25 protein-coding genes and 1 tRNA gene are annotated in these 19,473 nt (G+C 71.2%); 13 read left to right on the top strand and 13 right to left on the bottom strand.

Annotation, left to right across the window (positions count from 1 at the left end):
- Positions 1 to 23 precede the first annotated feature (23 nt).
- The 4 genes from B0I31_RS00455 to B0I31_RS00440 all read right to left on the bottom strand — a co-directional run bounded on the left by B0I31_RS00455 (position 24) and on the right by B0I31_RS00440 (position 3,844).
- The gene (locus B0I31_RS00455; protein WP_106613304.1) at positions 24 to 866 is read right to left on the bottom strand and encodes a spermidine synthase; all 843 of its coding nucleotides are present in this window, start codon (positions 864 to 866) and stop codon (positions 24 to 26) included.
- On the bottom strand, positions 863 to 1,276 hold the full coding sequence (gene speD / locus B0I31_RS00450) for an adenosylmethionine decarboxylase (RefSeq protein WP_106613303.1): 414 nt from the start codon (positions 1,274 to 1,276) through the stop codon (positions 863 to 865). Before speD ends, B0I31_RS00455 begins: the two co-directional genes overlap by 4 nt.
- Before the next feature lie 55 nt (positions 1,277 to 1,331).
- A complete protein-coding gene (locus B0I31_RS00445) occupies positions 1,332 to 2,528 on the bottom strand; it encodes a type III PLP-dependent enzyme (protein ID WP_106613302.1) in 1,197 nt (398 codons plus the stop codon).
- Between the two features lie 98 nt (positions 2,529 to 2,626).
- Positions 2,627 to 3,844 carry a metallophosphoesterase gene (locus B0I31_RS00440; protein ID WP_342751447.1) on the bottom strand — a complete coding sequence of 406 codons (1,218 nt, stop codon included), beginning with the start codon at positions 3,842 to 3,844 and terminating at the stop codon, positions 2,627 to 2,629.
- 115 nt (positions 3,845 to 3,959) lie between these two features.
- On the opposite strand from B0I31_RS00440, the gene B0I31_RS00435 reads away from it, so the two are divergent.
- From B0I31_RS00435 to pabB, 3 genes are all read left to right on the top strand, one after another.
- Complete coding sequence (locus B0I31_RS00435) at positions 3,960 to 4,463, top strand: SigE family RNA polymerase sigma factor (RefSeq protein ID WP_106613301.1); 504 nt, start codon at positions 3,960 to 3,962, stop codon at positions 4,461 to 4,463.
- Complete coding sequence (locus B0I31_RS00430) at positions 4,460 to 5,389, top strand: hypothetical protein (RefSeq protein WP_106613300.1); 930 nt, start codon at positions 4,460 to 4,462, stop codon at positions 5,387 to 5,389. The genes B0I31_RS00435 and B0I31_RS00430 overlap by 4 nt, the downstream gene beginning before the upstream one ends.
- A 124-nt stretch (positions 5,390 to 5,513) precedes the next feature.
- Positions 5,514 to 7,532: an aminodeoxychorismate synthase component I gene (gene pabB / locus B0I31_RS00425; protein ID WP_106613299.1), complete on the top strand. Its 2,019-nt coding sequence runs from the start codon at positions 5,514 to 5,516 to the stop codon at positions 7,530 to 7,532.
- 65 nt (positions 7,533 to 7,597) lie between these two features.
- Here pabB and B0I31_RS00420 read toward each other — a convergent pair whose 3' ends face one another.
- Positions 7,598 to 7,939: a histone-like nucleoid-structuring protein Lsr2 gene (locus tag B0I31_RS00420; RefSeq protein ID WP_015104119.1), complete on the bottom strand. Its 342-nt coding sequence runs from the start codon at positions 7,937 to 7,939 to the stop codon at positions 7,598 to 7,600.
- Between the two features lie 273 nt (positions 7,940 to 8,212).
- On the opposite strand from B0I31_RS00420, the gene B0I31_RS00415 reads away from it, so the two are divergent.
- A complete protein-coding gene (locus B0I31_RS00415) occupies positions 8,213 to 8,494 on the top strand; it encodes a metal-sensitive transcriptional regulator (protein ID WP_106613298.1) in 282 nt (93 codons plus the stop codon).
- A gap of 68 nt (positions 8,495 to 8,562) precedes the next feature.
- A tRNA-Leu gene (locus B0I31_RS00410) sits at positions 8,563 to 8,636 on the top strand.
- Positions 8,637 to 9,561: 925 nt separating this feature from the next.
- Here B0I31_RS00410 and B0I31_RS00405 read toward each other — a convergent pair.
- The 4 genes from B0I31_RS00405 to B0I31_RS00390 all read right to left on the bottom strand — a co-directional run bounded on the left by B0I31_RS00405 (position 9,562) and on the right by B0I31_RS00390 (position 11,271).
- On the bottom strand, positions 9,562 to 9,828 hold the full coding sequence (locus B0I31_RS00405; protein ID WP_245949561.1) for an RNA polymerase sigma factor: 267 nt from the start codon (positions 9,826 to 9,828) through the stop codon (positions 9,562 to 9,564).
- An 85-nt stretch (positions 9,829 to 9,913) separates the two neighbouring features.
- A complete protein-coding gene (locus B0I31_RS00400; RefSeq protein WP_245949560.1) occupies positions 9,914 to 10,330 on the bottom strand; it encodes a DMT family transporter in 417 nt (138 codons plus the stop codon).
- Positions 10,330 to 10,650: a DMT family transporter gene (locus tag B0I31_RS00395; RefSeq protein WP_106613297.1), complete on the bottom strand. Its 321-nt coding sequence runs from the start codon at positions 10,648 to 10,650 to the stop codon at positions 10,330 to 10,332. Before B0I31_RS00395 ends, B0I31_RS00400 begins: the two co-directional genes overlap by 1 nt.
- A 33-nt stretch (positions 10,651 to 10,683) precedes the next feature.
- The gene (locus tag B0I31_RS00390) at positions 10,684 to 11,271 is read right to left on the bottom strand and encodes a DsbA family oxidoreductase (protein WP_106613296.1); all 588 of its coding nucleotides are present in this window, start codon (positions 11,269 to 11,271) and stop codon (positions 10,684 to 10,686) included.
- A gap of 117 nt (positions 11,272 to 11,388) precedes the next feature.
- Between B0I31_RS00390 and B0I31_RS00385 the strand changes: the two genes are divergently transcribed.
- The 3 genes from B0I31_RS00385 to B0I31_RS00375 all read left to right on the top strand — a co-directional run bounded on the left by B0I31_RS00385 (position 11,389) and on the right by B0I31_RS00375 (position 14,575).
- Entirely contained in the window at positions 11,389 to 11,742 is a 354-nt protein-coding gene (locus tag B0I31_RS00385) for a MerR family transcriptional regulator (RefSeq protein ID WP_106613295.1), read from the top strand.
- Positions 11,743 to 11,825: 83 nt separating this feature from the next.
- Positions 11,826 to 12,407, top strand: a complete 582-nt coding sequence (locus tag B0I31_RS00380; RefSeq protein ID WP_106613294.1) for a TetR/AcrR family transcriptional regulator — start codon at positions 11,826 to 11,828, stop codon at positions 12,405 to 12,407.
- Positions 12,408 to 12,412: 5 nt separating this feature from the next.
- Positions 12,413 to 14,575 (top strand): MMPL family transporter, encoded by a 2,163-nt coding sequence (locus tag B0I31_RS00375; RefSeq protein ID WP_106613293.1) that lies wholly within the window; start codon positions 12,413 to 12,415, stop codon positions 14,573 to 14,575.
- Positions 14,576 to 14,624: 49 nt separating this feature from the next.
- Here the strand turns inward: B0I31_RS00375 and B0I31_RS00370 are convergent, their stop codons facing one another.
- Positions 14,625 to 15,368, bottom strand: a complete 744-nt coding sequence (locus tag B0I31_RS00370; RefSeq protein ID WP_106613292.1) for an SDR family oxidoreductase — start codon at positions 15,366 to 15,368, stop codon at positions 14,625 to 14,627.
- Positions 15,369 to 15,449: 81 nt separating this feature from the next.
- Here B0I31_RS00370 and B0I31_RS00365 point away from each other — a divergent pair, with 81 nt between their 5' ends.
- The 5 genes from B0I31_RS00365 to B0I31_RS00345 all read left to right on the top strand — a co-directional run bounded on the left by B0I31_RS00365 (position 15,450) and on the right by B0I31_RS00345 (position 18,716).
- On the top strand, positions 15,450 to 15,944 hold the full coding sequence (locus B0I31_RS00365; protein WP_106613291.1) for an RrF2 family transcriptional regulator: 495 nt from the start codon (positions 15,450 to 15,452) through the stop codon (positions 15,942 to 15,944).
- Between the two features lie 129 nt (positions 15,945 to 16,073).
- Positions 16,074 to 16,373, top strand: coding sequence for a hypothetical protein (locus B0I31_RS00360; RefSeq protein ID WP_106613290.1), 300 nt, complete (start codon positions 16,074 to 16,076; stop codon positions 16,371 to 16,373).
- Positions 16,373 to 17,734 carry a putative T7SS-secreted protein gene (locus tag B0I31_RS00355; RefSeq protein ID WP_106613289.1) on the top strand — a complete coding sequence of 454 codons (1,362 nt, stop codon included), beginning with the start codon at positions 16,373 to 16,375 and terminating at the stop codon, positions 17,732 to 17,734. Before B0I31_RS00360 ends, B0I31_RS00355 begins: the two co-directional genes overlap by 1 nt.
- A 23-nt stretch (positions 17,735 to 17,757) precedes the next feature.
- Positions 17,758 to 18,243 (top strand): hypothetical protein, encoded by a 486-nt coding sequence (locus tag B0I31_RS00350; protein ID WP_106613288.1) that lies wholly within the window; start codon positions 17,758 to 17,760, stop codon positions 18,241 to 18,243.
- Positions 18,240 to 18,716, top strand: coding sequence for a YbaB/EbfC family nucleoid-associated protein (locus B0I31_RS00345; protein WP_245949559.1), 477 nt, complete (start codon positions 18,240 to 18,242; stop codon positions 18,714 to 18,716). Before B0I31_RS00350 ends, B0I31_RS00345 begins: the two co-directional genes overlap by 4 nt.
- Before the next feature lies 1 nt (position 18,717).
- Here B0I31_RS00345 and B0I31_RS40285 read toward each other — a convergent pair whose 3' ends face one another.
- The 3 genes from B0I31_RS40285 to B0I31_RS40275 form a co-directional block, all read right to left on the bottom strand.
- Positions 18,718 to 18,894 (bottom strand): RGCVC family protein, encoded by a 177-nt coding sequence (locus B0I31_RS40285; protein WP_181319923.1) that lies wholly within the window; start codon positions 18,892 to 18,894, stop codon positions 18,718 to 18,720.
- A gap of 103 nt (positions 18,895 to 18,997) precedes the next feature.
- Entirely contained in the window at positions 18,998 to 19,144 is a 147-nt protein-coding gene (locus B0I31_RS40280; RefSeq protein ID WP_181319922.1) for a hypothetical protein, read from the bottom strand.
- A 53-nt stretch (positions 19,145 to 19,197) separates the two neighbouring features.
- Positions 19,198 to 19,413, bottom strand: coding sequence for a hypothetical protein (locus tag B0I31_RS40275; RefSeq protein WP_181319921.1), 216 nt, complete (start codon positions 19,411 to 19,413; stop codon positions 19,198 to 19,200).
- Between the last annotated feature and the right edge of the window lie 60 nt (positions 19,414 to 19,473).

Raw genomic sequence — 19,473 nt, 5'->3', positions numbered from 1 at the left:
CGTTGTGAACGTACGACTCTCGGTCAGGCCAGGGAGTGGCGCACCAGGTAGGGCGGGATCGAGTTGCCGACCAGGGCCAGGTCGTCGATCGTCTCCGGCTGGTAGCCGCACTCGGCCAGCCGCTCGACCATCAGCGCGGTCGGGTCGGCCACCTCGTCGGCGCGCCCGAACAGGTACGCCCACTCGTGCTCGTCCGAGCCGTAGTACGCGACCGTGCCGAACACCTCGTTGAACCGCTGCCACATGCGGGTCAGCGTGGTGTTGCGCCACATCGTCTGGCAACCCGCCTGCGACACCACGACACCACCCGGCGTGAGCAACCCCTTGCACATGGCCAGGAACTCGGCGCCGTACAGCCGGTTGTGCTGCGCCTCCTCCTCGCGCTCGTCCGGCAGGTCCACCAGGACGATGTCGTAACGCTCCGACGTCGTCCGGATGTACTCGTAGCCGTCGATGTAGCGGACGTGGATCGGGCCCTCGCCCTTCTCCGCCAACGCGAGCTCGTCCAGCGTGTACCCGTAGGGCAGGTGCTCGGCGCACAGCCGCACGGCCTGCGCGTCGATGTCGATGTGGTCGACCACCGAAGCGCCCGCCGCCACCGCCATCTGGCACACCACGCCCTCGGACGACCCGATGACCAGCACCCGGTCGACCCGGTCGGCCAGCAGCAGCGCGGGCACCATCAGCGCCTCGTGGTAGGTCAGCTGGCTGAACTCGGTGCTCTGCCGGTCGTCGTCGCAGAACAGCGACAGCCCCTGTGCGGTGCGGGCGATCACCAGGTGCTGGAACTCGGTCCTGGTGTCGACCACGACCTCCTCGACGTCCCAGTGCCTGGTCATACCGGCCGCGAGCGGTTCGCGGATCAAGACGCTTTCTCCTCACCGACGAGCGCGGGGACGCGGTGTCCCCGGCTGACCATGTCCGTCCGTACCGACACGGCACCCAAGGCCTCGGCCAACAGCTGCACCGCGAGCGCGGGCTTGGCACGAGTGCCGCACGTGAACACGTCCACGAACACGGCACCGACCTCCGGGTACGTGTGGATGGACGCGTGCGACTCCGACAACAGGGCCAGCACGGTGACCCCTTGCGGCTCGAACTGCTTGGAGACCACCTCCAACACCGTGGCATCAGCCTGGGTGAGCGCTTCACCGAGCGCGTGTCGCAGGAACTGCTCGTCATCCAGCAGTTCCGGGCTCACGCCTTCCAGCTCAGCGAGCACGTGCTGTCCTGCGAACAAGCCAACCGGCTCGGATTCGCACGGGAGTTCGGACATCAATCACTCCAAACATCTTCAGGAGGGGCACTGCAGCGGACAGGCGGGGGCGTGCTCATCGCACGCAGTGGGTGGCCAGCGGCGGGAAGCCGTTGAACGCCACCGACGAGTAGCTCGCCGTGTAGGCACCCGCACCGAGCAGGTCGACGTGGTCGCCCGCGCGCAGGTCCAGCGGTAGCTCGTAGCACGTGTTCTGGTACAGCACGTCGTCCGCGTCGCACGTGGGACCGGCGAGCACGACGGGACCGACCTGGCCACCGGGCAGGAGCACGCCGTCCCGGCTGGTGACCAGCGGGTACGCGATGGCCTCGCCCTCGGTCTCCGCGAGGCCGCCGTAGCGGCCGATGTCGAGGAAGACCCAGCGGCGTTCGTCCGAATAGGACTTCCGGGACACCAGCACCACTTCGGAGCGGATCACACCGGACTCGGCCACGACAGCGCGTCCGGGCTCGATCATCACCTCGGGCGCGAAACCGCCGGACAAGGCGCCGAAGTGACGGGCGATCGACGCGGTGATGGCCGCCGCGTACTCCGCGAGCGGCGGCGGCTGGGTCAGGTAGCCCGCGGGCAGGCCGCCGCCCAGGTTGACGGTGGTCGGTGAAAGCCCTTCGGCGCGCAGCTTCCCGATGATCTCGGCGGCGTCGGCGATCGCGCCGTCCCAGCCGTTCGGGTCGAGCTGCTGCGACCCCGCGTGGAACGCCACGCCCAGCGGAACGAGTCCGAGTTCGGCGGCCAAGCGCAGGAGATCCGTCGCCATTTCGGGGGAGCAGCCGAACTTCTTGCCGAACGGGTACGTGGAACCCTTGCTGTTGACCAGGATCCGCAGCAGCACCGACGCGCCGGGCGCGTGCTCGGCCAGCGTGCGCACGTCCTGTTCGCTGTCGGACACGAAGAGTCGCACCCCGCGTGAGAACGCGTACGCGATGTCGCGCGCCTTCTTGATCGGGTTGCTGTAGGAGATGGCCTCCGGTGCGGCGCCCCGCTCCAGGCACAGGTCGATCTCGGCCGGGCTGGCGACGTCGAAGCTCGACCCCTCGGCGGCCAGCAACCCGACCACGTCGGGCGTCGGGTTCGCCTTGACCGCGTAGAAGATGCCCACCCGCGGCAGCGCCGAGCGGATCGCCGCGAACCGGTCGCGCACCGTCGGCAGGTCGATGACCAGGCAGGGCGTGTCCGGTTGATCGTGGTCCAGGAAACGACGAATACGAGCCATTGCCTCGTGGAGCCGTTCGTCGGCAAAGCTCGTCGTCATCTCGCTAGGGGTCCCCCTCCGCAACCGTGTTCAGGCACGGTCTGACCGTCTTCGGGCACGGCCGTCCACTCTAGGCGGTGAAGGCGAAAAAAGCGCTATCAGCCGGCGAACTTGTGATGCAACTCCACGACGCTGATGTCCGGCGGCGCGCCGACGCGGACCGGCGGACCCCAGAAACCGGCACCGTTGCTGGTGTAGACCTGCGTGCCGTCGACGGTCTCCAGGCCGCTGCGGACCGGCTGCTGCAAGCCGACCACGAGGTGGAACGGGAACATCTGGCCGCCGTGCGTGTGCCCCGACAGCTGCAGGTCCACGCCGTACTTGGCGGCCTCGCGGACCTGCACCGGCTGGTGCGCCATCAGCACCACCGGTGTGGACGTGTCGCGGCCGTCCAGCGCGCGGGCGAAGTCGGCGCCGTCACCGAAACCCTCGCCGGTGACGTCGTTGACGCCCGCGAGGTCGAACGACGCGCCGGCCCGCTCGATCCGCAGCCGCTCGTTGCGCAGCGGGTTGACCCCGAGCCGCTCCAGCTCCGCCAGCCACGGTTCCGCGCCCGCGTAGTACTCGTGGTTGCCGGTGACGAAGAAGCTGCCGTGCGTGCTCACCAGGTCGCGCAGCGGAGCCGCCGCCTCGCCCAGCTCCTCCACCGTGCCGTCGACCAGGTCGCCGACGATCGCCACCAGGTCCACCTGCTGCTCGTTGATCATCCGCACGATCCGCTCGGTGTGGCCGCGGCCGAGCAGCGGGCCGAGGTGGATGTCGCTCACCACCGCGATCCGGTAGCCCGACAGCCGCTGGTCGAGCTTGCCCAGCGTCACCGGCACCCGCTTGACGACCGGGCCGCCCAGTGCCTGCGTGGTCCCGAAGCCGATGACGCCCGCCGTGGCCACCCCGCCCGCGACCGCGAGCGACCGCGCGATGAACAGCCGCCTCCCCGCGTCGGCCGGCTGGTCGGCGAGCACCGCGTCGGGCGTCTCGACCGCGACGTCCGGCGCGCCGACCACGGCCGGCACCTGGCGCGCCCGCGTCGCGCGCAGCAGCACCAGCCGGGGGATCTCCAGCACCGCCATGATCAACGCGAAGTAGAACGCGCCCGCCAGCCAGATGGACCCGGACCAGGCCACCACCACGCCGAGCACGCCACCGCCGTCCCCGCTCACCAGCAGCGACGCCATCAGCAGCAGGTAGAGGAACACGACCACGCCGGTGCCGATCCAGCGGCCGCGACCGGGCCTGGTCGTGGACCGCACGGCCCGTCTCCAGACGTAGTAGTGGGCGGCGCCCATCACAGCCGCGAACATCAAGAAGAACAACAAGGTGGCGCCTCCCCGGTGGTGGTGAGTCCAGTTTCCACGAATCTCGAAGCAGCGATGCAACCCGCCGGCGGCCCACGAGCGTGATTACCTCGTACCGCAGCACGGGGGAGGACAGATGAGTGATCGGGACACCGCGTTCGCGGAGTACTTCGCGGCGCGGTCCGAGGCCATGCGCGGCACGGCGTACCTGCTGTGCGGCGACTGGCACCGTGCAGAGGACCTGGTCCAAGCCACCTTCGCCAAGCTCTACGTGGCGTGGCAGCGGATCAACCGGCACGAGGCACTCGACGCCTACACCCGGCAGACGCTCGTCCGGACGTTCGTGTCCGACCTGCGCCGGGGCTGGTTCCGCAAGGAACGGGTGAGCGAGACGAGCACCGACGTGGCGGACGTCCCGCGCGGCTCGGCGGAGGACCGGCTGGTGCTGCTAGCGGCGCTGGCGAAGGTGCCTCCGCGGCAACGGGCCGTGCTCGTGCTCCGGTACTGGGAAGACCTGTCGGTCGAGGAGACCGCCAGGGCGTTGCGCTGTTCGGAAGGAACGGTGAAGAGCCAGGCCGCGCGGGGGCTGCAGACGCTGCGCGGCCTGATCACCCCTCAGCAGGGAGAGATGGTGCGATGAACGAGCACGAGCTGAAGAGCGCGTTGCAGGATGTGATGGTGGCGAGCAGCCCGCCGCCACCCATGAGCCCGGAGGCCGCGCTGGAGCACGGGCGTCGTGCCCAGCGCCGGCGGAAGACCACGGTGGGTGGCGGGTTCGCCGGACTCGCCGTGGTCGCCATCGCGGTCGGCGCGGCCGTGGTGCCGAACCTGACCGGTGGCGGTGCCGACCTCCCGGTGGCGGCGGGGCAGTCCTCGGAGTCACGGCCGTCGGTCACGCCGACCGCCAGCGCGCCGCCGTCCGTCACGGTGACGGCCACCCCGTCGTCGCCTCCGGGCGGGTCGACCGAGACGCCGTGGCCGAACGGGCAGACGGACCGGACCGCCACCAGCGGGCCGCGGGCGGACAAGGGCGCCAAGGTGCTCAACGACCTGGCGTCGTCGCTGCCGCCCGGCGTGAAGGCCGAGGACCGGACCCGGATCGGGTTCTCCGACTACGGGCCCATGACCACCCGCCAGGCCCAGTTCGCCGAGTACGTCGGTGACCTGCAGGTGTGGGAGTACTGGGTGCGCACGCCGGTCGTGATCACCGGTGAGGCGGGTGTCGGCGAGCTGATGCTCCAGGTCGAGACCAAGGGCAACACGCGGCTGGGCGACCTCGACGGGTGCCAGGCGGCGGCCGCGTTCCCGTACCCGATCTCGGGCGGCACGTGCGCGTTGGTCGACGTCGCCGGCAAGCAGGTCGCCGTCGTCACCGGCGCCACCGCGGACGGTGGCGCCAACACGATGGACACCGCCGCCTTCTACCGGTACCCGGACGGCACGCGGGTGATCGTCGGGTACGCGAGCGAGTTCCAGGAGTCCGGCCACCCGGCGTTGTCGCGGCCGGCTCTGACCGGGGCGCAGCTCGCGGCGATCGCCGCGGACCCGAAGTTCCACCTCGACTAGGAGCCACCGCCGGGGACGGGGAGGCCGGGCGCCAGGTGCGCCCGGCCTCTTCGGTGTCGTGGCGGCGTTCACCTTCCCGTGGGTACTCCATACGGGTGTTCGTGCAGGTACCGTGCTGTTTGCCATGCGGACGCTGCTCATCGACAACTACGACTCGTTCACCTTCAACCTCTTCCAGTACCTCGCCGAGGTGAACGGGCGCGAACCGGTCGTCATCACCAACGACGACCCGCGGTTCGGGCTGTCCGACCTGCGGCGCTTCGACAACGTGGTGATCTCGCCCGGTCCCGGCCGGCCGCAGCGCGCCGCCGACTTCGGCCTGTGCCGCGCGGTGATCGAGCACGCCGACATCCCCCTCCTGGGTGTCTGCCTGGGCCACCAGGGGCTGTGCCTGGCGCACGGCGCGTCCGTGGGCCTGGTCACGCCGCGGCACGGCGTGGTGGACCACGTGCGGCACACCGGCGTGGACGTGTTCGCCGGTTTGCCGTCGCCGCTGCCCGTCGTGCGGTACCACTCGCTGGCCGTGTCCGACCTGCCGCCGTCGCTGGAGCCGATCGCCTGGTCGGAGTCCGATGGGGTGCTGATGGGCGTGCGGCACCGTTCACGGCCCGCGTGGGGCGTGCAGTTCCACCCCGAGTCGGTGTGCACGTCGCACGGCCACGAGCTGCTGGCCAACTTCCGCGACCTGACCGACGCCTCGGCCGCATCACCCGCGCTGCCACCGCCGGCCGTACCTCCTGCCGCCGCCGGCGCTCGTGAGGTGCTGGTGCGGCGCGTGGACGTGCACCCGCCGCCCGAGGACGTGTACGCGGCCCTGTACGGGGCGTCCAGGGACGCGTTCTGGCTGGACAGCAGCCTCGTCGGCGCCCGCGGCCGGTTCTCCGTGATGGGGGACGCCTCCGGGCCGCTGGCACGCGTGGCCACGTACGACGTGTGGACCGGCGAGGTGACGGTGGACGGGCGGACGCACCCCGGGCCGTTCTTCGACTGGCTGGAGGCCGACCTGGCGGCGTGGCGGGTGGCGCCGCCGGACGTGCCGTTCGAGTTCGCGCTCGGCTGGGTGGGTTACCTCGGGTACGAGCTGAAGGCCGAGTGCGGCGCGGCGGCGGCGCACCGTTCGGAGCAGCCCGACGCGGCATTCGTGTTCGCCGACCGGGCGCTGGTTTTCGACCACGTTTCGCGGTGCGTGTACCTGTTGGCGTTGTCCGACGAGGACGGCTGGTTGGGCCGAACGGCCGATTTCCTGCGTGATTTCACCGCCGTGCCGTCGCCCGCGCCGCGCACGGCCCGAGCCGACTCCGTGCAGCCGCGGCATCGCCGTTCGCACTACTTGAAGCTGGTGGCGGCTTGTCAGGAGGCCATCACGGCGGGCGAGAGCTACGAGGTGTGCTTGACGAACACGGTGACGTGGCGCGGGTCGGTCGACCCGTGGGACGCCTACCGGTTCCTGCGCGCGGAAAGCCCCGCGCCGTTCGGGGCGTTGCTCCGTTTCGGTGCGCTCTCCGTGCTCAGCACTTCACCCGAGCGGTTCATCCGGGTCGACCGGCAGGGTGTCGTCGAATCCGAGCCAATCAAGGGCACACGCCCCCGCGGGGCGACCCCGGCGGAGGACGCGGCTTTGCGCAGGGCCTTGGCTACCAGCGCGAAGGACCGCGCCGAGAACCTCATGATCGTCGACTTGGTCCGCAATGATCTGGGCCATTGCGCGGAAGTGGGCAGCGTCGAGGTGCCCAGGATCTTCGAGGTGGAGAGCTACGCGACGGTGCACCAGCTGGTGAGCACCGTTCGGGCCCGACTGCGTTCCGGTAGTTCCGCCGTGCGGGTGGTTAGGGCGGCGTTCCCGGGCGGGTCCATGACAGGGGCGCCCAAGATCCGGACAATGCAGATCATCGACGGGCTGGAAGCCGGGCCCAGGGGCGTCTACTCCGGGGCGCTCGGTTACTTCTCACTCTCCGGAACGGCCGACTTCAGCATCGTCATCAGGACGCTCGTGGTGGACCGCGACAAGGTGAGTTTCGGGGTCGGGGGCGCGGTCATCGCGCTGTCCGACCCCGCGGAGGAATTCGAGGAGACGGCGGTCAAGGCGACCGCGCTGCTCAGGCTGGCAGGCGTCGGGTTCCCGGAGCGTTCTTCGCTGCCCTGAAGGCCCCTGACCTGCTGTTTTCCCCTGCGGTTGGAGTAGTCCACCGCAGGGGAAAACGACGCGACTCAGGAGGCGTGGGCTTCCTGGAACTGCACGACCAGGCCCTGGGGAATGCGGCCGCGGTCGGAGATCTGGTGGCCCTGCGCGCGTGCCCAGTCCCGAATGGCCTGGGCCTGCGCCTTGTCACCAGCCTTTACCGTGCTCTTGCCGGTGCCCTTGCGCTGCTTGCGGCCACCTGCGCGGCGCGCCTTGGCGACGAAGTCGGCCAGGGACTCGCGGAGCTTGTCCGCATTGTCCTTCGAGAGGTCGATGGAGTACTCCACACCGTCCAGCGCGAAGGTCACGGTCTCGGCGGCTTCGCTGCCGTCGAGGTCGTCGATGAGTTGGACGACGGTCTGCTGTGCCACTGTTCCTCCGTGTGTGCTCGCATAGCGCGTGCTGCCCTCGACTAGTTCTGCGCCACACGCTTGAGTCGACACCATAGTGCACGAGAGGAATATCGCCTAACCTTTCGCGGTGAAAATGTGACTGATGCCCCCGGACGGGTCATTTCGCGACACAAACCGCACCGAGCCGAAATGTGCGGCCCGCCGGCCGTCACCCCGTGGTGCCCGTCACACCCGGTCGAGTGGCCTATCCTGGACGCGGATACCCGCCCAGGGTAGGGAAGGTCGGGAGCGATGCTCGGTTACACGGCGGACAAGGACGCGTACCTCAAGCGATTGCGGCGGATCGAAGGGCAGGTCCGCGGCCTCCAGCGGATGGTGGAGAACGACGAGTACTGCATCGACGTGCTGACCCAGATCTCCGCCGCGACGAAGGCGTTGCAGGCGGTCTCCCTGGGCCTGCTGGACGAGCACCTCAAGCACTGCGTGGCACAGGCCGTCGCCGAGGGCGGCGAGGTGGCGGACGAGAAGATCGCCGAAGCCTCCGCCGCCATCGCCCGCCTGGTCCGCTCCTGACCGACCAGGCCCCGGCCGTCCCCCCGAACGGCGGCCGGGCAACCTGATCGAGTACAGTGCTCGCGCCGGCCCCCGTAGCCCAATCGGCAGAGGCAGCGGACTCAAAATCCGTCCAGTGTGCGTTCGAGTCGCACCGGGGGCACGTACAGCATCCACACAGCGTCACCTGCGGTGTGGTGGTGATGGATGTGGTGGATCGCCCGGCTGCTGTGGTGCGGTCGGAGTGGTCTTCAGTCGGGTCGGTTCGTAGCGGCGTCGTTGCAGGTTCTCCGATGCCCCGTGCGGGTTGGGTTTGTTCCGGTCGCGGTGGCCGCGCCGGGTCCGTCCGTTGTAGACGTCGTGGCCGCCCGCGACGTCTGTCGCTTCGTAACGGATCCACCAGCAGGCACGAAGCACCTGTATGCGGATGGAGTCGGCGACGAAGCGTGCCCAAGGGGCGGTGCGTGATGTCCTGCTCGTGCTGCTCGGCATCGTAGGAGCCGCGGGCGTCAACCTGTTGACCTCGCTCGCCGACGAGGAGACTGTGCACCGTTGGCGGTGGCCGCTCACGGCGGTCGTCTTGCTGGCGTTCGTCCTGCCGGTTGTGTGGAAGCACCGGTCGCGAGGTGCGGACGTCCCCGCCGGGAAGCTGCTCCGGGTGGCCGCGGTCGACACCGGCGAAGGTGGGATGGACGTTCTGGCGGCGACCGAGAACGGCAAGGTGATCGCTGCTACGTGTTCGGACAAGAACGTGTGGTCGCCTTGGCGCGTGATCCTGGAGGCGGGGTTCGCCTGGGACGTGGCCGCCGTCGTTCCTCGACAGGGGATGGTCGAGTACTACGCGGTTGATCGCGACGGCACCATCCGCATGCGCACACGCGATCGCGGCCACTGGTCGACGTGGCAGGTCGTCAGGATCCCCGGGAATGCGCACGGGCGAGCTATGCGGCTTGCGTCGAGCAGTCTCGTTTCCGGGCATCGCGAGCTGATGACAGTCACCGACTCCGGTCGGCTGCTGCACGCATGGCGAACGGACGGACGAGGTTGGTCGCAGTGGCGTGATTCGGGGCTCGCCCGGGCCCGCGACGTCACGGTGTGCGCACCACACGACGGACTGCTCGAGAACTTCGCCGTCGATACCGATGGCGAAGTGCGGCACCGGTGGAGCGGTCGTAGCTCGCCCGGGATTCGTAGGCCGCCACCCACACGTCGCCGAGCACGTCCTCGGCGGCCTGGCGGCCCACTCGGCGCGCGAGGTAGTTCCCGATCACCGTCTCGTGACGGCTGATCACCTCCACGAAGGCATCGGTGTCTCCGCGCAGCGATCTGCCGATCAGTTCCGCGTCTGACGACATGAAGCTCCTCGGGTTTCGCTCCGCCCTTGCACCCCGTCTTTGCCAACGCGCGACGAAAGTGTTCAGGCCGGGCGAAACCCGCTGCTCAGCGGGTGCGACGCTGCTCGGGGGCGTCGGAGAGCTTGAGCCAGACGACGCCGGCGATGATCACGGTCAGCCACAGCGCCTTCACCGGCGTGAGGGTTTCGGCGAAGAAGACCGGGCCGAGCAGGGCGGCTCCCACCGCGCCGATGCCGGCCCAGACGGCGTAGCCGATGCCCACGTCGATGGTGCGCAGGGCAACGCTGAGGGCGAAGAGGGTCAGCAGGAAGAAGACCACGGCGGCGAGGGACCAGGACAGCACGGTGAAGCCCTGGCTGCCGCCGACGCAGAGGGCGTAGCCGATTTCGAAGGCGCCGGCGAGGAGCAGGACGAGCCAGGCTCGCGCACGGTGGCCGCTGGTCGGGTGGTTGGTGGACATGCGAGTGCGTTCCTCGGGTTCGGGGTTGGTGGTGTCAGGCATCACGCGACTCCGCTGAGCTGGAGGCCGACGACGCCGACGATCACGGCGGCGATGCCGAGGAGCTTGCGCCAGTCGAGGCGCTGGCCGAAGAGGAGAGCGCCGAGGACGGCGATCCCGACGCCGGCGACGGAGGTCCAGATCGCGTAGCCGACGCCGACGTCGAAGGTCAGCAGCGCCAGGCTGAGCAGGTAGGTGGCGATGCCGCCGCTGACCAGCGTGGCGGCGGTCCAGGCGGGTCGGGTGAAGCCCCGCGCCTTGCCGGCGGCGATGGCGACGGCGATCTCGAAGACGATGGCGATGCCGAGGTACAGCCAGTGCATGAGTGAGCGTCCTTTGTGGAGTGTGAGTGGGTGTCACGCGTCGTGCAGGGCCTGGTGGATCACGTCCTCGGTGGCGACGCCCTCGATCCGCCGGGTGCCGATGACGATCGTGGGCGTGACGGTGATGTCCAGCCGGACCGACTCGGCCAACGCCTCACGGTGTCGCTCGGCGTACGCCGGGTCGTCGAGGGCGGCGGCGTAGGCGGTCGGGTCGAGCCCGGCTTCCCCGGCCAGCCGGGTCAGGACCACGGGATCGCCGATGTCGAGGTCCTCGCGGAAGAACGCCACCCGGACGCGTCGGTGGTACACCTCGGCCCGGCCGTGGTCCGCGGCGTACAGGGCGCCGCGGAACGCCAGTTCGGTGTTCGGCTGCGGGGAGGTGCTCGGCAACCGCAGCGGCACGTCGTGGCGGCGTGCCAGCGGGTACACGGCACGCTGCCAGGTGTCGGGCACGTGCGGGTCCTCCGGCCGGAGCGTGGGCGCCGGCCGGGGGCGGAGCTCGTGGGCGTGGTGGACGACCTCGACGTCCGGTCGTTCGGCGATCGCGCGCCCGATCACCTCGTCGGCGATCAGGCTGAACGGGCAGACGTAGTCCGACCACACGTGGATGCGAGCAGTCACGGGTGAACCTCCGGTGCCACAAGGGATCTGTCGGGGCGGGCCCGTCGATGGTGGAACTTCACACCGGTGTCAACTGCAAGAATCGCGGTGCGGGCGGACGGCCCGGGAGGAGGTCTCATGCGCATCGGTGAGCTGGCGGACGCCAGCGGCGTCAGCACCCGCTCCCTGCGGTACTACGAGGAGCAGGGGCTGATCCGCTCCGAGCGCACGCCCGGCGGGTGGCGCGACTTCGACGGCTCCACGGTCGAGCGGGTCGTCCTGATCCAGCACCTGTTCGCCGCCGGCCTGACCAGCGCCACCATCAACGAGTTGCTGCCGTGCCTGGAGGCGCCGCCCGAGGAGCGCACCGGCGTCATGGAGCAGTTGCTCGCCCAGGAGGTCGAACGCCTCAAGGCCAAGCGGCGCGACCTCGACCGCGAGATCGACACCCTGCAGGCACTGCGCGGTGAGGTGGCGCTGCCCGGCGAGTGACGTGAGCCCGGGGTGACGGAACCCACCTACCGGATCGGTCGGCTTACCGACCGGATCGGTAGGTGCTTGCGTACCGTGGACGTATGGCACGAGCACTGCGCCGGGAGACCGATGACCGGCTGCTGGACCGCGTGGCCGGTCTCTTCGCACGTCACGGCTACGACCACACGTCGTTGCAGGACCTGGCCGACGCCGTCGGGCTGTCGAAGGCGGGCCTGCTGCACCACTACCCGAGCAAGCAGGCGCTGTTCGAGGCCGCCCGCGACGTCGGCCGCACGCACAGCCGGGAGCTGTTCGAGCAGGCCACACAGGTGCCCGCGGGCCGGGCGCGGGACCGGCGGGCGGTGGAGCTGCTGGTCGACTTCGCGCTGGACCGCCCCGGCCTGATCGCGCTGGAGTCCCGCGCGATCAGCCTGCTCGGCGCCGACGACGTGGACGGCGACCGCCTGGACGCCCTGTCGCAGCACGTGCTGTCCGTCTTCGGCGTCGACGAGGGCGGGGGTGACACCGAACGGCTCGTCCGGGTCGTCGGGATGCTCAGCGCCCTGGCCGTGCTCAGCCTGGCCGCCAACCAAGCGGGCGAGAAGACCGCGTGGCGGCCGCACATCATCGCCACCTGCCTCGACGCGCTCGGGCACCGCGACCCATCCCACCCGGAGGCCTGACCACCATGGCACGTCTGCTCTACCGACTCGGCTTCGGCGCGCACCGGCGCCGACTGGTCGTCGTCCTGCTGTGGCTGTTGGTCCTCGGCGGCACGGCGTTCGGCGCCGCCACCCTGGCCGGCACCACCTCCGGCTCGTTCTCCATCCCCGGCCAGGAGTCCACCACCGCGCTGGACAAGATCGGCGAGGAGTTCGGCACCGGCGGTGGCGCGACCGCCCGCGTGGTCGTGCAGGCACCGGCGGGACAGCAGGTCACCTCACCGGAGAACGCCCAGAAGCTCGCCGGGCTGGTGCGGGAGCTGTCCGAGCTGCCCGGCGTGACGTCGGCGAGCAACCCGCTCGACCCCCGCGCGCCGACCGTGAACGCCGATCAGGACGTCGCCTACAGCACGGTCACCTACGAGGCCGAAGCCGGTGACGTGACCGAGGCGCAGCGCACCGCGCTCTTCGACGCCGCACGGGACGTGAACGGGCTCACCGTCGAGGTCACCGGTGAGGCGACGCAGGCCCCGCCGCACGTGGGCGGTCCCGCGGAGGTCATCGGCGTGGTCATCGCGCTGCTGGTGCTCGCCGTCACCTACGGCTCGCTCGTGCTGGCCGGCATGAACCTGCTGACCGCCGCCGTGGGCGTGGGCATCGGCGCGTTGGGCGTCACGATCGCCACCGGTTTCATGGACCTGCAGTCCACCACCCCGATCCTGGCCGCGATGCTCGGCCTGGCGGTCGGCATCGACTACGCCTTGTTCATCATCAACCGCTACCGGCAGGAGCTGCGCCGGGGCCGGGACGTGGGCGACGCCATCGGCACGGCCGTGGGCACCGCGGGCTCGGCCGTGGTGACCGCCGGGTTGACCGTGGTCATCGCGCTGGCGGGCCTGGCCGTCGTCGGCATCCCGTTCCTGACCCAGATGGGCGTGGCCGCCGCGCTGACCATCGTGGTCGCGGTGCTGGTCGCCGTCACGCTGGTGCCCGCCGTGCTGGGCTACCTCGGCCGTCGCGTGCTGCCGCGCAAGCAGCGCAACGCGCCCGTCGAGAACGCCGAAGACGCCGAGTCGCACGATCGCGGCTTCTTCCGCGGCTGGATCGGCGGGATCACCCGCAACCGGGTCGTGGCGCTGCTGCTCGCGATCGCCGGGCTCGGCGCGGTCTCCGTGCCCGTGCTGTCGATGGAGACGACCCTGGTCGCCGCCCCGGCCGCCGACTCGACCCAGGCCCGCGCGGAGAAGGTGCTCGCGGACGGTTTCGGCGAGGGCTTCAACGGTCCGCTGATCGTGCTGTTCGAGGGCGACGGCGCCGCCGCGACCGCCGCCGCCACCGTGCCGACCATCCAGGGCGCCGGTGACGTCGCGCTGGTCACGCCGCCGGTGCCCAACGCCGACGGCACGGCCGCCATGGTCACCGTCATCCCGAAGTCCGGCCCGGCTACGCAGGCCACCGAGCAGCTGGTCACCGACCTGCGCGAACGACTGGCCGACGTGGACGGCGCCACCACCTACGTCACCGGCGCGACCGCCGTGAGCGTGGACGTGGCCGTCGCCCTGGACGAGGCCATGCCGGTCTACCTGGCGCTGGTCGTCGGCCTCGCCCTGGTGCTGCTGGTCCTCGTGTTCCGGTCGCTCCTGGTGCCGCTGGTGGGCGTGCTCGGCTTCCTGCTCACCATCGGCGCCTCGCTCGGCGCGACGGTCGCGGTGTTCCAGTGGGGCTGGCTGGCCGACGCGGTCAACCTGGACGGCACCGGCCCGCTGCTGAGCCTCACGCCGATCCTGATGGTCGGCATCCTGTTCGGCCTGGCGATGGACTACCAGATCTTCCTGGTGTCCCGGATGCACGAGGCGCACCACCACGGCAAGGCGCCGCTCGACGCCATCGGCACCGGCTTCCGCCAGGCCGCGCCGGTCGTGGTGGCCGCCGCGCTGATCATGTTCTCGGTGTTCGCCGGGTTCGTGCCCGCGGGTGAAGGCCCGATGAAGTCCATCGCGTTCGCGCTGGCCATCGGCATCCTGTTCGACGCGTTCGTGGTGCGCATGGTGCTCGTGCCCGCCGCGCTGGCGCTGCTGGGCGAGAAGGCCTGGTGGCTGCCGAAGTGGCTGCGCCGGCTGCCCGCCCTCGACGTGGAGGGCGCTGGCCTGGAGGACGACCGGAAGGTTTTGGTCGACGCGGCCCGGTGACGTTGACCGGTCCGGTGCCGCACCCCGGCGCCGGACCGGTCCGGCGGTGTCAGACCGACTTGGCGAGCCACTCGTCGAACGTGGTCGGCGCGATGCGGGCGTTCTCGCCGGGCAGCAGCGCGTTCCCGGCCATCTCCGGGCCGAACACGCCCGACCACGTCGGCACCAGGCGCACGTCACGGCCACGCGCCTGGTGCGTGCGCCGGGCCAGGTCGACCAGGTCCTGCGTCTCCGGGCCGGCGATGTCCGCGTAACGCCCTCGCGGCTCGCCGACGACGATCTCGGCGAGGATGTCGGCCACGTCCTGCGGCGCGATCGGCTGCACGAGCAGCGGCGCGATGGTGGCCACGCCGTCCTGCTCGGTCCAGCCCGCGACCATCTCGGCGAAGTCGTGGAACTGCGTGGCGGGCACGATCGTCCACGGCACGGGACCCTCGGTGACCAGGCGTTCCTGCTCGCGCTTGCCCGCGTAGTGCACGTTGCCCTCGATGTCGGCGATCCCGACGATCGACAGCAGCACGTGGTGCCGCACACCGGCCCGCGCCTCGGCGTCGAGCAGGTTCCGGGTCATCCCGCTGAACAGGCCCACGGTCTCGGCGCGGTCCGCCGAGGGCACGTTGACGGCGTCCACCACGGCCTCGACCCCGGCCAGCGCCGCGTCGAGCCCTTCGCCGGTCGACAGGTCCACGCCCGCCGAGCGGCTGATGCGCACGACATCGTGCCCACCGCGCTCCAGGCCGGCGACGGTGAGGGAGCCGATGTTGCCGGTCGCGCCGGCGACTGCGATCCGCATGACGATCCTTCCGCTTCTGGTGTGCGCCGTGAACCTATCTCGGACTAAATAGATCCGCAATATCTTGGATAGACTGTCCGGGTGAAGCTGCCTGTGAGCACCGAGTGGGTACTGCACTGCGCCACGACCCTGGCGCAGCTCGAACCCGGCGCCACCGCGTCGGCGGCCCAGCTCGCGGCGTACTACGACCTGCCCGCGCCCTACCTGGCCAAGCAGCTGCAAGCCCTGGTCAAGGCCGGTGTGCTGGCCGCGACCACCGGCCCGCGCGGCGGCTTCCGGCTCGCCCGGCCCGCGGCGGAGATCACGTTGCTGCAGGTCGTGGAGGCCCTCGACGGCGCGTCCTCGCCGTACGAGTGCCAGGAGATCCGGCAGCGCGGCCGGGGCGCGCTGCCGCCGCAGGACTGCCGGGACACGTGCGTGCTCGCCGCGAAGATGGCCGACGCGCACGAGGCGTGGCGGCGCACCCTGGCCGCCGAATCGCTGGCCGACGTGCTCGCCGTGCTGCCGCCCACGGCCCCGGCGCGCACCCGCTCGCTGCTCGCCGCGACCGCGTCCCCGCCACGTCGGACGTCCTGACGCACGAACCCTTTTTCCTCCGAACGCCCGCGCGGCCACTGCGCCTACCGCTATAGGTGTACCCGTGGGAACGGCCGAGGGGCCTGCGCCGTCTGACGGCGTGGTGTCGAGTGGACTGGTGGAGCGGACATGAGCGGGTTCGGGGCGGTGCCCGAGGAGTTGCGGCGGGCGGCCGGGCAGATCGGCGACGTCGGTGACAAGACCGCGGGCCTGGTGTGGCGCGGTCCGAGCGGCGAGTACGGGCACGCCGGGGTCGCGGGCGCGTGGGAGCTGTTCATCGAGGAGATGAAGGCTTCCGTGGAGCGGCTGCGGCTGGAGGCCGACGAGCACGCCATCGGGCTGCGCGCGGCGGCATCGTCCTATGTGGACGTCGACGGCACGCGGGCGGACGTCTTCGGCCGCCTCAACCCGCACGGGCCGGTGTCCTGATGGCCGCACGACTCGGCGAGACGAACGACCCGAAGGCACTCGTCCCCGGCGAATCCGAACTGATCTCCGGTGACCTGCGGCAGCTCGTGCAGACGCTGCGGATGGTCGTGGCGGTCGGCGAGGACCTCGGCCGGATCGACCCGGGCGGCTGGAGCGGGCCGGCGAGCGGCGCGTTCCGGTCGGCCTTCCACGCCGAGCCGCCGCGGTGGTTCCAGGCGGGGGAGCACCTCGGTGGCGGCGGGCAGCTGCTGGCCGACTACGGCGACGCGCTGGTCGCGAGCCAGCGCGAGGCGCAACGCGCCGTCGAGCTGTACCTGGAAGCACAGGCCGCGACCCGGTTGGCCGCCGCCGAGCACGCCGCGCTGGCGGTCTCCGGCGCACCGACCGCGCCGTTCCAGGACCCCGGCCAGGCGGGCACGGCCCAGGCGCAGAAGGTGCTGGACGACGCCCGCAAGGGCCTGTCCGGCATCGGCGACGTGGTGGCCAAGGCGCTCGGCTGGGAGTCCGACGGCAAGGGCGGCTACAAGAAGTCGTTCGGCAAGCAGTCCTACGGCGCCGCGCACCGCGAGAAGGACGAGGACGGCGAGGACACCGGCGGCTGGCAGTACAGCGTCGACGGGCGCTCGTACGAGGCCAAGTCCGGCAGCGAGTCCAAGCGCCTGCTCACCGACGCGCTCGGCGAGATCGCCGAGAAGTTCGGCATCGACCTGCACGAGCGCGAATGGGGCGACGACAAGCACGTCGACGTCAAGCACGGCGAGGAGGACGGTGACTTCGACGCGGGACCGGTCACCGGCAAGGGCCGGATCGGCGGCTCAGTGCTCGGCGCGGACGCCGGTTACACGGCGACCGCGAGCTACGCGGGGGTGTCGGTCGGCGCTCACGCGGGCGCGTACCTGGCCAGCGGGTACGCCGATGGTGAGATCAAGCTCGGGCAGCACGCCAGCGTGTCCGGCAGCGCCGAGGGCACCATCGGTGCCGCCGCGGAGGCCAAGGGCTCGATCGGGCTGCTCGGCGCGAAGGGCAACGCGGAGGCGTTCGCGGGCGCCAAGGCGTCCGGCCAGGCGGGCGCCGAGGTCGCGGGCATCGGCGCCGGCGTGAACGGCGAGGCGTGGGCCGGTATCGGCGGGCACGCCAGCGGCCAGTTCGGCATGGGCGAGGACGGCAAGTTCCACGTCGGAGGGTCGGTGGGGCTCGCGTTCGGCGTGGGTGGCAAGGTCGGGTTCGACGTCAGCGTCGACCCGGTCGAGGTCGTGGAGACGGTGGTCGACGTCGCGGACGACGTGGGCGAGATCGCCCAGGACGTCGGCCGGGGTGTCGAGAACGCCGGTCGCGCGATCGGCCGCCTGTTCGGCCGATGAACCACCCCAGGAGGACACCAGGCATGACCACCACACTTCCGGTGCCGATCGAGTTCTCGCTGCCGGCCGGGTGGCTCTCGGCGCCGCCCGACGAGGTCGGCGCGTCGCAGGCGGCGTTCGTCGCGCTGCACCCCGGTTCGAGCGCGGGCTTCACCGCGAACATCACCATCAGCGGCGAGGTCCGCGCCGACGACGTCACGCTGGCGCAGCTCGCCGACCGTGCCGCGGCCCGGTTGCGGCAGGACGTCGGCGAGGTGGAGGTGGGCCGGCGCAACGAGCTGGAGTCCGCCTACACGCAGGTGCTGCGCCTGACCGCGCCGGTCGGCGGACGTCCGGTGGAGCTGGTGCAGCTGCAGGTGTTCCTGGCCATGGCGGACGTGCGCGACGAGCGCAGGCGTGCCGTGCTGGAGATCGTGCTCAGCGCCACGACCGGGCAGTTCGAGGACCTGGTCGGCGACTTCCAGGCGTTCCTGAAGACCATCCGACCGGACGAAGGGGCGAGCCGGTGACCGAGTCCGCCGACATCCTGCTGCGCCGCATCGAGGCCATCGACACGGCCGCGGCCGACAACCGGTGGCGCGCGGAGTCGTTCCAGCGCATGGCCGAAGGGCTGCGGGACGTGGTCGGCACGGCGACGTCCGACGACGGCGTGGTCACCGTGGTCGCCGGGTCGGACGGCGCGGTCAAGGCGATCACGTTCGGCCCGGCCGTGCGCACGGCGGACCCGGCCGCGCTGTCGTCCGCCACGCTGCGCGTGATCGCGCTGGCCCGCGCGGACGCGGCCCGCAAGCAGGCCGAGGTCGTCCGCTCGGCGTTGGGCGACACGAAGCTGCTCGACCAGGTGCTCGCCGAGGACCGGCGGGTGTTCGGCGACGAGCCGCCGCAGGAACCGCCCGCCGTGCCGCCCCGCGTGGTCCGCCGGGTCGCGCCTGTGGAGGACGAGGAGCCGGAGCCCGCCTACCGCAGCCGCGACGCCTGGTGAGTCAGGAGCCGCAGACGCAACCGCGGGTGTGGTTCTCGCTGACGGTCGCGGTGCAGAAGCGCATCGCGATCCGGTCGTGGGCCTCCCACGGGTGCGGGCACACGGCGCACTGACGGGTGTCGGCGGCGGTGGTCTCGGTGACGTCGGTCGGCTCGATGGTCGGCGTGACGTGGTTCATCGGATCTGTCCTGTCCGCACCCCGCGGAAGACGTCGATCTCCGGGCGGTGCGAGATGGGTCGGGACACCGGCAACTCATGACTGATGCTCGAACGGTTCCCGCCTACGCCCCAAAGGTACACGCCGAGCCGGTGCCGGCGCCGCACCAGCCGTCCGCCGGAGCCCTCTCGGCGGCGAGCACGTCACGGACCGGCTCGGCGAACCGGTCGTCCAGCTCCGGCACGGCCAGCACCAGCTCGAGGACGGCCACGGCTCGTCCGCGCGGTGGTGCGCCAGGCCCAGGCACGCCTGTACGCCGCGCACTCACAGCTGCGGCGCGTGCCTGGCCAGGGCGCGGCCCATCTCGTCGTCCGGCGGCACGGGCGGGTGGACCAGCACGCCGAGCAGGTCGGGCAGGTCGGGGCGGTGCAGCCAGGCGACGTCCAGCCACGGCCGGTGCGGCTCGTGCGCGGCGACCGCGACTTCACCTGCGGCGTCGAACCGTTCGTCCGCGCAGTGCTCGGATCCGCCGTGTGCCATGGCCCCTCCCGGTCGGAGCCGAATCGTACCGAGTGGATCAGCGGTTCGGGCGAACCTCCA

Source organism: Saccharothrix carnea (assembly GCF_003014735.1).
GTDB classification, from domain to species: Bacteria; Actinomycetota; Actinomycetes; order Mycobacteriales; family Pseudonocardiaceae; genus Actinosynnema; species Actinosynnema carneum.
This window is presented reverse-complemented; position numbering and strand designations above follow the sequence as displayed.